We start from the raw sequence: 13,165 nt of genomic DNA on the forward strand, positions 1-13,165 counted from the left end.
AAGGCTCACGGGGCGACGCCCCTCAGAGCGGGATGTTCTTGTGGCGACCACGGCGCGCCGGGGCGTCCGCCAGTGCGCGGGTGAGAGTGCTGCGGGTGGCGGCCGGATCGATGATCGCGTCCACGACGCCGATGCCCACGGCCCGCTCGACACCACCGGCGATGGCCTCGTGCTCGGCCGTCAGACGGTCGTGCAGCGCCTCGCGCTCGTGATCGGGCGCCGCTGCCAGTGCCTTCTTGTGCAGGATGCCCACGGCCGCCTTGGCGCCCATGACCGCGACCTCGGACTCCGGCCAGGCGTAGACGGCCGTTGCTCCGAGAGCCCGTGAGTTCATCGCGATGTACGCGCCGCCGTAGATCTTGCGGGTCACCAGTGTCACGCGGGGCACGGTGGCCTCGGCGAACGCGTGCAGCAGTTTGGCGCCGCGGCGGACCACGCCCTCCCACTCCATACTGACGCCCGGGAGGTATCCGGGGACGTCCACGACGACGACGAGCGGGATGCCGAAGGCATCGCACAGGCGGACGAAGCGGGCGGCCTTCTCGGCGGACTCGGAGTTGAGGCACCCACCGAGGCGGATCGGGTTGTTGGCGATGACACCGACCGAGCGACCGCCGAGGCGGCCGAGCCCGGTGACGATGCTGCGCGCCCAACCACCCTGGAACTCCTCGAAGGACGACTCGCCCTCGACGTTGTCGAGCAGCTCGTGGACGACCGGGTGCACGTCGTACGCGCGGCGGTTCGACGCGGGCAGGAGTGCCTTGAGATCGGTGTCGCCGTGCTGGGCGGCGGCCAGGTCGAACTCGCCCTGCTCACTGAACATCGACACGAGCCGACGTCCCCGTGCGAGGGCGTCGAGTTCGTCGTCGGCGACGATGTGGCAGACGCCGGACTTGCGGAAGTGGGTGTCGGGCCCACCGAGCGAGGCCATGTCGACCTGCTCGCCGGTGACGCTGCGCACCACGTCGGGACCGGTCACGAAGACCCGGCCCTCGGGGGCCATGATCACGACGTCGGTGAGCGCGGGGCCGTACGCGGCGCCGCCGGCGGCGAATCCGAGCACGACCGAGATCTGCGGAACGGTGCCCGACGCACGCACCATGGCCTCGAAGACCAGCCCGACGGCGTGCAGAGCCTCGACGCCCTCGGCGAGACGGGCCCCACCGGAGTGCCAGATGCCGACGATGGGCGCTCCGGAGTCCAGGGCCTCGTCGATGGCGGAGACGATGTGCTTGCAGCCGTCGACTCCCATGGCGCCGCCCATGACGGTGGCGTCGGAGCAGTAGGCGATGGTGCGGACTCCGTCGATCTCACCCGAGGCGGCCAGCACACCGGACTTGTCACGGTCGTGCAGCGGGGTGGTCGTACCGGAGTCGAAGAGCTTCTCGAGACGAGCGAGGGGGTCGCGCGGGTCACGCGACGAGGAGTGGCGGGTGTGCGGAGCGAGGACGGTCATCGTGTTCTCCCCTTCATACTGCCGCTCCCGGCAGGGGAGTGGTGGTGCGGGCGAAGATCCGGCGACCGCGGTCGCCGGACCTCCGCCCTCGTGCGCGTACGACTGTCACGCCGTGACGGCTGCGGAGCCGTCAGTGGCGTCCGAAGGCGAGCGCAACATTGTGCCCACCGAATCCGAACGAGTTGTTCAGTGCGTATTCGATCTCGCCGCGACGGGCCTCGCCCGACACGACGTCGAGGTCGATCTCCGGATCCTGGTTGTCCAGGTTCAGCGTGGGCGGAACGATCCCGTCCCGGATGCTGAGCACTGTCAGGATCGACTCCAGGGCGCCGACAGCGCCGATGGAGTGCCCGAGGGCCGACTTCGGTGCGTACACCGATGCGTGGTTGCCCACCGCAGCGTTGATCGCGGTGGCCTCGGCCGTGTCCCCGATGGGAGTGGCCGTGGCGTGGGCGTTGACGTGCGAGATGTCCTGCGCCGTCAGTCCCGCCGTCTCGATGGCCCGGCGCATCGCACGCGCCGCACCGGTTCCGGCCGGATCGGGAGCCACCAGGTGGTACCCGTCCGAGGTGATGCCGGCGCCGAGAAGGCGAGCATGGATCGTCGCGCCGCGAGCCTTGGCGTGCTCCTCGCTCTCGATCACCATGAGCGCACCGGACTCGCCGAAGACGAAGCCGTCACGATCCTTGTCGAACGGCCGCGAGGCCGCCTGCGGATCGTCGTTACGTGTGCTCATGGCACGCATCATCGAGAAGGCCGCGATCGGTACCGCGTCGATGTGTCCCTCGACCCCACCCGTGACCATGATGTCCGCGTCGCCCATGACGATCATCCGCCATGCGTGAGCGATCGCTTCCGATCCCGACGAGCATGCCGACACCGGTGTGATGACACCGGCGCGTGCACCCAGGTCGAGCCCCACGACAGCCGACGGTCCGTTCGGCATGATCATCTGCACGGCGAGCGGGGACACCTTGCGGTACCCGCCCTCGCGCATCTTCTTGTCGGCGTCGAGCAGTGCGTCTCCGCCGCCCAGGCCGGTGCCGATAGAGACGCCGAACCGCTCCGAGTCGACCTCGGGGCTGCCGGCGTTCTTCCACACCTCCTTGCCCAGGACGTATGCCATCTGCTCGACGTAGCTCATGCGTCGTTGCTCGACGCGAGAGAGAAGAGTCGATGGATTGACGGCCAGATGGCCGCCGATGCGAACCGGAAGGTCGAACTCGGTGACGAAATCGTCCTCGAGCACGTCGATGCCGCTCTCCCCGTTCAGCAGTCCCTTCCACGTCGCGTCGACGTCACCGGCGATGGAGGTGGTCACCGCCAGGCTGGTCACGACGACGTTGCGGAAGCCCCCGTTGGCTGTGCTGGGCGTGGTCACGGTCGTGCTCACTCGCCTGCGGAGTCGCTCTGGTTGTCGAGCTTCGCCTTGATGGCCTCGGCGGCCTCGGGGTTCTCGGCTTCGAGCTTCTGGATGTAGTTCACGGCGTCGCCGACGGTGCGGAGGCTGGCAAGATCCTCGTCGGGGATCTTGACGCCGTACTTGTCCTCGGTCTGCACTGCGATCTCGACCATGGAGAGGGAGTCGATGTCCAGGTCGTCGACGAACGACTTCTCGACGGTCACCTCGGACGGCTCGATGCCGGTGACCTCTTCGATGATCTCGGCGAGTCCGGCGATGAGTTCTTCCTGCGTGGCCACGGAGTGGCTCCCTTCGTGTAAGGAACTGTGCACACGGCGCGACTGTGCGCCGGTGCGGATGCTGTCTCGACGAACGCTCGTTCTCGAGTCGGGCCGGCTACGTACCGGCCCCGCTCACCTCACGACGTGCGGTGAGCGATGCGCATCCCCGGCCCGGTCCGTGACGGACCGGCGGGGTTGCGCGCAGTAACCTAACCGACCGATACCGGGGCGGTGAGGCCGGAGACGTCCTCCGGAGTCTTGAGGGCGACCGTCGGGGTGCCGCGCATCTCGCGCTTGGCGATCCCGACGAGGGTGCCGGCCGGCGGGAGCTCGACGATCGAGGCGACCTCGGCCGCGCGCAGCGTCGCTGTGCACAGATCCCACCGGACGGGCCGGGTGACCTGGCCGGCGAGCTTGGCCAGTGCGTCCGCGCCGGAGGTGATCTCGCGGCCGTCGAGGTTGGAGAGCAGGCGACGCGTCGGATCGGACGGCGTGATGGAGGCAGCTGCGGCGACCACGGCGTCCTGCGCGGGTGCCATGAAGCGCGTGTGGAACGCGCCGGCGACGGGCAGCGGGCGAATGCGTGCCTTCTCGGGCGGGTTCGCGGCGAGCTCGGCGAGGTCGGTGAGGAGACCGGCGGCCACGATCTGGCCGGCGGCGTTCCGGTTGGCGGCCTCGAGGCCGAGCTCGGTCAGACGCTCGAGGACCGCGTCCTCGTCGCCACCGAGTACGGCGGACATGCCGGTCGGAGCCAGTGCGCAGGCCTTGGCCATCTCGGCGCCGCGGATCGCGGCGAGAGCGACGGCGTCGTCGGCGGAGATGACGCCCGCGACGGCGGCTGCGGCGAGTTCACCGACGGAGTGGCCGGCGACGACCATGTTCTCCGGCAGTCCGTGCGTCCGCTCGATCTCCTCGAAAGCGAGGAGCGCAGCGGCCACGACGAGCGGCTGGGTCACGGCGGTGTCGGTGATCTCCTCCGCCGTGGCGGTGGTTCCGAGCCGCGTCAGGTCGAGGCCCGACGCCTGCGACCAGAGGGCGAGACGATCCGCGGCCCCGGGGAGTCCGAGCCACGGCACGAGCATGCCGGGTGTCTGAGAGCCCTGTCCGGGCGAAAGCACTGCAATCACGGAACTAAGAAAACACTGTGAAGGCCGTTTCAGGAGATGTTCTACGCGATGAACCTTGTCGGTCGTATTTGTCAGAACCCTACAAACGCCCTGCAGGATGGGTCGCATCGTTCCTGGCGCAAGATCCGTTACTGTATGAGATTCCCAAATGTTCCGGCTGTGACTGTTGTTATCGGTGATGGGCTTTCGTTATGGGATTGCGACAGGCGACCCACTGTTGCCGCGATTCTCAGGACGTACGCATCACGGGCATTGGTCGGATCCCGACCAGTCACCTCCGCGATTCGCTTGAGCCGATATCGCACAGTATTTGGATGAACAAACAGTGACCTGGCACACGTCTCGACCGCTCCGCCGCAATCGAGATACGCATCGAGCGTGTCCGAGAGTGCCGATCCGGCAGCCTGGAGCGGCTGGACGATGAGCTCGTTGAGCGACGTGACCGCCGCCTGATCGCCCAGCAACGCTCGTTCCGGCAGTAGTTCACCCGCGTGCACCGGCCGCGGTGCTCCCCGCCATCCGACCACCGCCTGCATCCCCGCGAACGCCTCCACGGCACTCGAGTGCGCGGCGCCGAGGGTGCGGGTCGTCGGGCCGATGACCACCGGGGTGTCGGAGAAGTTGCGCATGAGGTCGTCGAGGAAGGCGGCACTGGTCGGGTCGCCGGAGAGATGACCGGAGACCACCATGACCAGACGCGTGCCCTGCACCACGGCGAGCGCGGCGCGATGGTGGCGCTGCGCCACCGTGTGCACGGTCCCGACGACGGAGACGCCCTGATCCGGTGGAGGCGATCCGACGAGCACGGTGGCCGGCGCGGTCGCGTCCCAGTTGAGGGTCGCGGCGCGCGAGAGCATGTCCGAGCCCGTGTCGCCGCGGACGACGGCGTCCACCACGAGGGCCTCGAGCCGGGTGTCCCACGCGCCACGCGACTCGGCCGCGCTCGCGTACACCGACGCGGCGGCGAATCCCAGCTCGCGCCCGTAGCGCAGCACTGCTTCCGTGAGCGCGACGAGTTGCTGATCGTTGCGCGCCAGGGCCGGGAGCCACTGCTCGAAGAACTCCATGGCGACCCGGACCATGTCGACGGTCTGCCGCAGAGTCAGGCGCCGCGCCAGATCCTGCGGGATGACCTGGAACGCGTCGAGACTGAAGCGAATGTCGCTGTCGGGGTTCTGCAACCACTCGAGGAAGTTGACGACGGCCGTCTGCACGAGCATCTGCACACTCGCGCGCTGCGACGCATCGAGGTCGCTCACGAACGGCAGCTGATCCTGCATCTGGGTCAGCGCCTCGGTGGAGAGCCTGCTGGAGAACTGCTTCACCCGTCGCAGCAGTGCATCGGGAAGCGGGACTCGTTGTTGTCTCGCGCGGATCGCGCCACCGGGTCGGTGGGCCTCCGCGGCGGCGCGGCGGAGCTCGCGGCGTTCCCGGACACGCTCCGATTCCCCCTCCGGCGAACCGTCGGGGGAATCGGGAGCGATGTCGGCCATGGCCACGAACTTACGCGGCGTGCCTGGTGCAACTGTCAGGCGACGCCCGGATCGGCCGTGGAGATCGGAGCGGCCAGGACGTCGTCGATCTGGTAGCGCTCGGCTGCCTCGACGGCCTTGTCCTTGTCCACCTCACCCGAGCGGGCGAGCGCGGACAGCACGGCGACGACGATCGACTCCGCGTCGACGTTGAAGTGCCGCCGTGCCGCGGTGCGGGTGTCGGAGAAGCCGAACCCGTCGGTGCCCAGCGTCGTGTAATGGCCGGGAACCCACTGACGGATCTGATCCGGGACAGCACGCATCCAGTCCGACGCGGCGACGAAGGGTCCCTCCGCCTCCTGCAGCTTGCTGGTGACGTACGGGACGCGCGGCTCGTCGCCGGGGTTGCGCAGGGCCTCGGTCTCGGCGTCGACACCGTCGCGGCGGAGTTCGCCCCAGCTGGTCACCGACCAGACGTCCGCGGACACGCCGTAGTCCTCGGCGAGGAGTTCCTGCGCACGCAGCCCGGACGGCATGCCCACACCGGAGACCAGGATCTGTGCCTTCGGGCCGTCGGCCTTGCCCTTCTGGAACAGATAGATGCCCTTCAGCAGACCCTCGACGTCGAGGTTCTCGGGCTCCGCCGGCTGGCGGTACGGCTCGTTGTACAGAGTGATGTAGTAGAAGATGTTCTCTCCACCGAATCCCTCCACACCCTCGGTGCCGCCGTACATCCGGCGCAGACCGTCCTTGATGATGTGCGCGATCTCGAACGAGAACGCCGGGTCGTACGCGACGGCCGCCGGGTTGGTCGCCGCGAGCAACAGCGAGTGTCCGTCGGCGTGCTGCAGGCCCTCACCGGTGAGGGTGGTGCGGCCGGCGGTGGCGCCGAGCACGAAGCCGCGGGCCATCTGGTCGGCAGCGGCCCAGAGGCCGTCGCCGGTCCGCTGGAAACCGAACATCGAGTAGAAGATGTACAGCGGGATCATCGGTTCGCCGTGAGTGGCGTACGACGTGCCGACGGCCGTGAAGGACGACGTCGAGCCGGCCTCGTTGATGCCCTCGTGCAGGATCTGGCCGGTGACGTTCTCCTTGTAGGCGAGCATCAGTTCCGAGTCGACCGAGGTGTAGAGCTGGCCGTTGCGGTTGTAGATCTTGAGCGACGGGAACCACGAGTCCATACCGAAGGTGCGGGCCTCGTCGGGGATGATCGGCACGACGCGATGGCCGATCTCCTTGTCGCGAAGAAGTTCCTTCATGACGCGGACGAGCGCCATGGTCGTCGCGACCTCCTGCTTGCCGGAACCCTTCATGATCGACTTGTAGGTCGAGTCGGGCGGCATGGGCAGCGGCTTCGCCGACGTGCGACGCTCCGGGACGTATCCGCCCAGGGCCTTGCGGCGATCGAGCATGTACTGGATCTCGGGGGAGTCCTCGCCCGGGTGGTAGTACGGGGGCAGGTACGGATCCTTCTCGAGCTCCTCGTCGGAGATCGGGATGTGCTGGATGTCGCGGAACGCCTTCAGGTCGTCCAGCGTCAGTTTCTTCATCTGGTGGGTCGCGTTGCGGCCCTCGAAGTGCTTGCCCAGCGTGTAGCCCTTGATGGTGTGCGCCAGGATCACCGTCGGCTGGCCCTTGTGCTCCATCGCGGCGGCGTACGCGGCGTGGACCTTGCGGTAGTCGTGGCCACCGCGCTTGAGGTTCCAGATCTCGGCGTCGCTCAGATCCTTGACCAGTTCCTTGGTCCGCGGATCGCGCCCGAAGAAGTTGTCGCGGACGTAACTGCCGTCGTTGGCCTTGTACGTCTGGAAGTCACCGTCGGGAGTGGTGTTCATCAGGTTCACCAGCGCGCCGTCGCGGTCCTTGTGCAGGAGCGTGTCCCACTCGCGGCCCCACACGACCTTGATGACGTTCCAGCCGGCGCCGCGGAAGAACGACTCCAGTTCCTGGATGATCTTGCCGTTGCCGCGCACCGGGCCGTCGAGGCGCTGCAGGTTGCAGTTGACGACGAAGGTCAGGTTGTCCAGACCCTCGGTGGCCGCCACGTGAGCGAGGCCTCGCGACTCCGGCTCGTCCATCTCGCCGTCGCCGAGGAACGCCCACACGTGCTGATCGGTGGTGTCCTTGATGCCGCGGTCGGCGAGGTAGTGGTTGAAGCGCGCCTGGTAGATGGCGTTCATCGGGCCGAGGCCCATCGACACCGTCGGGAACTCCCAGAAGTCCTGCATCAGACGCGGGTGCGGGTACGACGGCAGGCCGCCACCCTGATCCGCGTGGCTGTACTCCTGGCGGAAGCCGTCCATGCGTTCGGCCGGAATGCGACCCTCGAGGAACGCGCGGGCGTAGATGCCGGGGGAGGCGTGGCCCTGGATGAAGATGTGGTCACCGCCGCCCGGGTGGTCCTTGCCGCGGAAGAAGTGGTTGAAGCCGACCTCGTACAGAGCAGCGGACGAGGCGTACGTGGAGATGTGGCCACCGACGCCGACGCCGGGGCGCTGCGCGCGGTGCACCATGATGGCGGCGTTCCAGCGGATCCAGGCGCGGTAGCGGCGTTCCATGGACTCGTCGCCGGGGAACCACGGCTCGTTCTCGGTAGGGATGGTGTTGACGTAGTCGGTCGACGTCAGCGCGGGAATGGACACACGCTTCTCACCGGCACGCTCGAGCATGCGCAGCATCAGGTAGCGGGCGCGCTGCGGCCCGGAGCGCTCGAGGAGCTGGTCGAAGGATTCCATCCACTCGTCGGTCTCGTCACTGTCGATGTCCGGAAGGTACGACGCCACCCCCTCTCGGATGACGCGAACACGGCCGTCCGTGCTCGCCTTCCTGGCGACAGCGCCCATCGCGGCGTCTGCCGCGTCGGTGCGCTCTTCCTTCGTCGATTCCGACAACGTGTGTTCTCCTCGATGTGGCGGGAGCATGGTGTGCTCCCGGTCCAGTGCGAGCCGGTCCTGTGACGCCGGCCCGCTGTGCAGCTTCACGGTGATCTGGGTCAATCTCGGGTGATCGAGGTCAATCCTGCCCCATCGGACCCCGCTTGGTGCAGGTGGTTCCCGATTGGGTAAGCGTGAAATCAATGCAACGGAAAAACGCGCAGATCGCCGCGTCGGCTTGCGCCGGGGCGCCCGACCCTGTTCGCTTTGACTACTGCACACTTTGCTGTATCGCCCGGTCGGTCTCGATCGGGTTCACGACTCGAAGGAGGACACGACCGTGGTCGCCGCGGCGGACGCCCAGAACTATGCCCAGAAGCTCGGAGTCACCCGCGACATGGTCGTGCAAGAGTTGGGTTGGGACGAGGACACCGACGACGACTTGCGGGCCGACGTCGAGGAGATGATCGGCGGCGAGACCGTCGACGAGGATTCCGACGAGGTGGTCGACGTCGTGCTGCTGTGGTGGCGCGACGGGGACGGAGACCTGGTCGACGCCCTCATGGACGCCATCACCCCCCTCTCCGACGACGGTTTCGTGTGGGTCCTCACTCCCAAGACAGGCCAGTCCGGCCATGTCGAGCCCAGCGAGATCGCCGAGTCCGCACCCACCGCGGGCCTCACCCAGACCTCCACCACGAACCTCGGTGCGTGGATAGGCAGTCGGCTGGTGCAGCCCAAGGCTCAGCCCACGAAGCGCTGATGACGCTCGAGGTGGGAGTCGAGGCTCCCGACTTCACGTTGAAGGACCAGAACAACCAGCCCGTCACGCTGTCGGACTATCGCGGCACCAAGAACGTGCTGCTGATCTTCTTCCCGCTCGCGTTCACCGGCACGTGCCAGGGTGAACTCTGCCGGGTGCGCGACGAGCTGCCGAAGTTCGAGAACGACGACACCGCGGTGCTCGCCGTCTCGGTCGGTCCGCCTCCCACGCACAAGATCTGGTCCGCCGAGCAGGGATACACGTTCCCGCTCCTGTCGGACTTCTGGCCGCACGGCGCCGTGGCGCAGCAGTACGGCGTGTTCAACGAGGACCTCGGGTTCGCCAACCGCGGAACCTTCCTCATCGACACGTCCGGAGTGGTGCGGTTCGCCGAGATGATGGGTCCGGGCGAGGCCCGTGACCAGGGGGCTTGGGAGAAGGCCCTCGCCACGCTAGATTCTTGAGCGCGTTCCCCGGCTCGGTCGGGGAACGACGGGGCGTATAGCTCAGCGGTAGAGCTCTGGTTTTACACACCAGCGGTCGGGGGTTCGAACCCCTCTGCGCCCACATCATGGACATGCGGCCCAACTGCGAACGGTGCGACGTGGATCTGCCCCCGTCGTCCGTCGACGCGTGGATCTGCACGTACGACTGCACCTTCTGTACCGCCTGCGTCGATCGACTGTCGAACGTGTGCCCCAACTGCGGTGGCGGCTTCACCCCTCGCCCCGTACGCCCGGCCCGCGAATGGCGGCCCGGCCTGTCGGTCGCCCTGCGTCCCGGTTCCACGGTGCGAGTGCACACCCCGTACAGCGAGGCTGAGTTGGACGAGTTCGTGTCGCGAGTGAAGGACGTGCCGCCGGCTGAGCGTTGAGCGGGGCCGGCGCCGCGGTCGCGCCGGGCGCTGCGCGCGGCGGTCTGCGCAGGTTGCAGAGTGCGCTCACCACCGGGCGGTGCGCGCGGGGGAGCGCGACGGGGCGGCGCCGACCGGTCAGAACACCTGTCGGTACAGCTCCTCGATCTGCTGGGCGGTGGGGACCACCGGGTTGTTGTTCGGCGAGCCCGAGGCAAGTGCCTGCTCCGCCATCAACGGGACGAGCTTCTCCCACTTGTCCGCATCGAGACCGTGCGCGCTCGGGGATGGCACTTCGACTGTTGCGCAGAGGTTCTCGATGTAGGTGACCAGTGCAGCCGAGGCCACGTCGTCGCTGTCACCCTCATGTGCGGCGCCGAGTTGCCGCGCGCACTCCGCATACCGCTCCAGGGCGCCGGGGATGGAGAACGCGGTGACGGCGGGCAGCAGCATCGCGTTCGACAAGCCGTGTGCGACATGAAAGTGGCCACCGATGGGTCGGCTCATGCCGTGCACCAGACACACGCTGGCGTTGGAGAACGCCATCCCGGCCTGGGTGGACGCGGCCATCATCGCGGCGCGCGCTTCGGCATCGTCCCCGTCGGTGTACGCGCGTACGAGGAACCGTCCGATGGTGCGCATGGCGTTGAGGGCCAACGCATCGGAGATCGGGTTCGCCTTCTTGCTGACGTACGCCTCGATGGCGTGGGTCAACGCGTCGACACCGGTGTCCGCGGTGAGGCGTGGCGGCATGGACATCGTGAGTTCGGGGTCGACGACGGAGGCGATGGGGAGGAAGGACAGGCCGGGGCACAGCATCTTCTCGTCCGACTCGCTGTCGGTGATGACGGTGAACTGCGTTGCTTCCGAACCGCTTCCGGCCGTGGTCGGGATGGCGATGATGGGCAGCGCCGGTCCGGTGTACGGGCCGGGTGCCTTGTAGTCGCGCATGACGCCGCCGCCCTTGCTCAGCACCGACAGTGCCTTCGCGGTGTCCATGGGGCTCCCGCCGCCGAAGCCGATGACGGCGTCCGCGTCGTGCGCTGCGACGGCGGCGACCCCGGCGGTGAGGGAGTCGGTGGTGGGGTCGGGAACCGTCTCGGCGAACAGCGCGCCGGTCTTGCCGGCGGCCGCGATGATGCCCATGACGCGGTCCGCTGCACCCGTGCTGACCATGAACTTGTCGGTCACGAGGAGGGGGCGCTCGACTCCGAGGTCGTCGAGTACCTGGCCGAGGTCCTCGACGGCGCCGGGTCCCATACGCAGGAAGCGGGGAAAGGAAATGGATGTCGACATCGTCGTCGTGCTCCTTCTCGTGGTCGGGCGTGCGTGAAGCGGAAATGCCGATGCCGCACCGCCTCCCGAACTGCGGAGAGACGATGCGGCGCGGCGTGGACCTGACTAGTCGTTCTCGGGGAATCCGAGGTTGATGCCGCCGTGGCTCGGGTCGAGCCAGCGGGAGGTGACGGCCTTGGCGCGGGTGAAGAAGTGCACGCCCTCGGTGCCGTGGGCGTGGGTGTCGCCGAAGAGGCTGTTCTTCCAGCCACCGAAGCTGTAGTAGGCCATGGGAACCGGGATCGGCACGTTGATGCCGATCATGCCGACCTCGACCTCGTTCTGGAAGCGTCGAGCGGCGCCACCGTCGTTGGTGAAGATGGCGGTGCCGTTGCCGTAGGGGTTGTCGTTGATGAGCTGCAGTGCCTCGTCGTACGTGTCGACGCGGACCACGGAGAGGACGGGTCCGAAGATCTCGTCGGTGTAGATGCTCATCTCGGGGGTGACGTGGTCGATGAGGGTGGGTCCGAGCCAGAAGCCCTCGTCTCCGCCGTCGGCCTTCACGGTGCGGCCGTCGACGACGATGGTGGCGCCGGACTCCTCGCCCGCGTCGACGTAGGAGGCGACCTTGTCGCGGTGCGCCTTGGTCACCAGCGGGCCCATGTCTGCGCCGCGGGTGCCGTCGCCGGTCTTGAGCGGGGTGGTGCGCTCGGCGATCTTGGCGACCAGCTCGTCTGCGATGTCGCCGACCGCGACGAGGGCGGAGATGGCCATGCAGCGCTCACCGGCGGAGCCGAAGCCGGCGTTGACCATGGCGTCGGCGGCGAGGTCGAGGTCGGCATCGGGGAGCACGATGGCGTGGTTCTTGGCGCCGCCGAGGGCCTGGACGCGCTTGCCGTGCGAGGTGCCCGTGGCGTAGACGTACTGCGCGATGGGGGTGGAGCCGACGAAGCTGATGGACTTGATGTTGCGGTTCTCGAGCAGCTCGTCGACGGCCGTCTTGTCACCCTGGAGAACGTTGAACACGCCGTCGGGCAGGCCCGCTTCCTTCCACAGCTCGGCGATCCAGATGCTCGCCGTCGGGTCTTTCTCGGACGGCTTGAGCACGACGGTGTTGCCGGCGGCGATGGCGATGGGGAAGAACCACATCGGCACCATGGCCGGGAAGTTGAACGGGCTGATGATGCCGACGGGTCCGAGCGGCTGGCGCAGGGAGAAGACGTCGACTCCGGTGGAGGCGTTCTCGGTGAAGCCGCCCTTGAGCAGATGCGGGATACCGCAGGCGAATTCGACGACTTCCTGGCCGCGGCTGATCTCGCCGAGCGCGTCGGAGAGGACCTTGCCGTGCTCGGCGGTGATGATCTCGGCGAGTTCGCCCTTCTTCGCGTTGAGCAGCTCGCGGAAGTTGAAGAGGATCGCGGTGCGCTTGGACAGCGAGGTGTCGCGCCAGGCGGGGAAGGCGGCGGTGGCCGAGTCGATGACGACGCGGGCATCCTCGACGGTGGCGAGAGCGAGCTCGCCGGTGACCTGACCGGTGGCCGGGTTGGTGACGGGGGAGGTCTTGTCGGAGGTGCCGGCGAACGGCTTGCCGTCCACCCAGTGCGTGATCGTGTTCACGGATATTCCTTCGGTCGAGTGCTGGCCTGTGATCTGAGTCTCCCTA

The 13,165-nt window shown here is 67.8% G+C and carries 11 protein-coding genes and 1 tRNA gene; 4 read left to right on the plus strand and 8 right to left on the minus strand.

Annotation, left to right across the window (positions count from 1 at the left end):
• Nucleotides 1–22: 22 nt before the first annotated feature.
• From HQ308_RS16970 to aceE, 6 genes are all read right to left on the minus strand, one after another.
• Complete coding sequence (locus HQ308_RS16970; RefSeq protein WP_222630462.1) at nucleotides 23–1,456, minus strand: acyl-CoA carboxylase subunit beta; 1,434 nt, start codon at nucleotides 1,454–1,456, stop codon at nucleotides 23–25.
• A 130-nt stretch (nucleotides 1,457–1,586) separates the two neighbouring features.
• Complete coding sequence (locus HQ308_RS16975) at nucleotides 1,587–2,837, minus strand: KasA/KasB family beta-ketoacyl-ACP synthase (RefSeq protein ID WP_027505755.1); 1,251 nt, start codon at nucleotides 2,835–2,837, stop codon at nucleotides 1,587–1,589.
• Between the two features lie 8 nt (nucleotides 2,838–2,845).
• Nucleotides 2,846–3,157 (minus strand): meromycolate extension acyl carrier protein AcpM, encoded by a 312-nt coding sequence (gene acpM, locus HQ308_RS16980; protein ID WP_027505756.1) that lies wholly within the window; start codon nucleotides 3,155–3,157, stop codon nucleotides 2,846–2,848.
• Between the two features lie 191 nt (nucleotides 3,158–3,348).
• Nucleotides 3,349–4,266 carry an ACP S-malonyltransferase gene (locus HQ308_RS16985; protein ID WP_222647294.1) on the minus strand — a complete coding sequence of 306 codons (918 nt, stop codon included), beginning with the start codon at nucleotides 4,264–4,266 and terminating at the stop codon, nucleotides 3,349–3,351.
• Between the two features lie 128 nt (nucleotides 4,267–4,394).
• Nucleotides 4,395–5,759, minus strand: a complete 1,365-nt coding sequence (locus tag HQ308_RS16990; protein WP_081821256.1) for a CdaR family transcriptional regulator — start codon at nucleotides 5,757–5,759, stop codon at nucleotides 4,395–4,397.
• 35 nt (nucleotides 5,760–5,794) lie between these two features.
• On the minus strand, nucleotides 5,795–8,581 hold the full coding sequence (gene aceE / locus HQ308_RS16995) for a pyruvate dehydrogenase (acetyl-transferring), homodimeric type (protein WP_239533026.1): 2,787 nt from the start codon (nucleotides 8,579–8,581) through the stop codon (nucleotides 5,795–5,797).
• 370 nt (nucleotides 8,582–8,951) lie between these two features.
• Between aceE and HQ308_RS17000 the strand changes: the two genes are divergently transcribed.
• From HQ308_RS17000 to HQ308_RS17015, 4 genes are all read left to right on the plus strand, one after another.
• Nucleotides 8,952–9,374 carry a DUF3052 domain-containing protein gene (locus HQ308_RS17000; RefSeq protein WP_027505760.1) on the plus strand — a complete coding sequence of 141 codons (423 nt, stop codon included), beginning with the start codon at nucleotides 8,952–8,954 and terminating at the stop codon, nucleotides 9,372–9,374.
• Nucleotides 9,374–9,838 carry a peroxiredoxin gene (locus HQ308_RS17005; protein ID WP_204868236.1) on the plus strand — a complete coding sequence of 155 codons (465 nt, stop codon included), beginning with the start codon at nucleotides 9,374–9,376 and terminating at the stop codon, nucleotides 9,836–9,838. Before HQ308_RS17000 ends, HQ308_RS17005 begins: the two co-directional genes overlap by 1 nt.
• A 31-nt stretch (nucleotides 9,839–9,869) precedes the next feature.
• A tRNA-Val gene (locus tag HQ308_RS17010) sits at nucleotides 9,870–9,941 on the plus strand.
• Nucleotides 9,942–9,951: 10 nt separating this feature from the next.
• Complete coding sequence (locus tag HQ308_RS17015) at nucleotides 9,952–10,248, plus strand: DUF1272 domain-containing protein (protein WP_261776246.1); 297 nt, start codon at nucleotides 9,952–9,954, stop codon at nucleotides 10,246–10,248.
• Nucleotides 10,249–10,365: 117 nt separating this feature from the next.
• Here HQ308_RS17015 and HQ308_RS17020 read toward each other — a convergent pair whose 3' ends face one another.
• Entirely contained in the window at nucleotides 10,366–11,523 is a 1,158-nt protein-coding gene (locus HQ308_RS17020) for an iron-containing alcohol dehydrogenase (RefSeq protein ID WP_222647298.1), read from the minus strand.
• A gap of 105 nt (nucleotides 11,524–11,628) precedes the next feature.
• Complete coding sequence (locus HQ308_RS17025) at nucleotides 11,629–13,119, minus strand: CoA-acylating methylmalonate-semialdehyde dehydrogenase (RefSeq protein WP_042575241.1); 1,491 nt, start codon at nucleotides 13,117–13,119, stop codon at nucleotides 11,629–11,631.
• Between the last annotated feature and the right edge of the window lie 46 nt (nucleotides 13,120–13,165).

Origin of the sequence: Rhodococcus sp. BP-241 (genome assembly GCF_019836145.1) — a bacterium.
In the GTDB taxonomy this organism is placed as follows: Bacteria; Actinomycetota; Actinomycetes; order Mycobacteriales; family Mycobacteriaceae; genus Rhodococcoides.

Coding starts and splice junctions, on each gene's coding strand:
- HQ308_RS16970 (WP_222630462.1), bottom strand. CDS start 1,456: ATGACCGTCCTCGCTCCGCACACCCGCCACTCCTCGTCGCGTGACCCG.
- HQ308_RS16990 (WP_081821256.1), bottom strand. CDS start 5,759: ATGGCCGACATCGCTCCCGATTCCCCCGACGGTTCGCCGGAGGGGGAA.
- aceE (WP_239533026.1), bottom strand. CDS start 8,581: ATGGGCGCTGTCGCCAGGAAGGCGAGCACGGACGGCCGTGTTCGCGTC.
- HQ308_RS17005 (WP_204868236.1), top strand. CDS start 9,374: ATGACGCTCGAGGTGGGAGTCGAGGCTCCCGACTTCACGTTGAAGGAC.
- HQ308_RS17015 (WP_261776246.1), top strand. CDS start 9,952: ATGCGGCCCAACTGCGAACGGTGCGACGTGGATCTGCCCCCGTCGTCC.
- HQ308_RS17020 (WP_222647298.1), bottom strand. CDS start 11,523: ATGTCGACATCCATTTCCTTTCCCCGCTTCCTGCGTATGGGACCCGGC.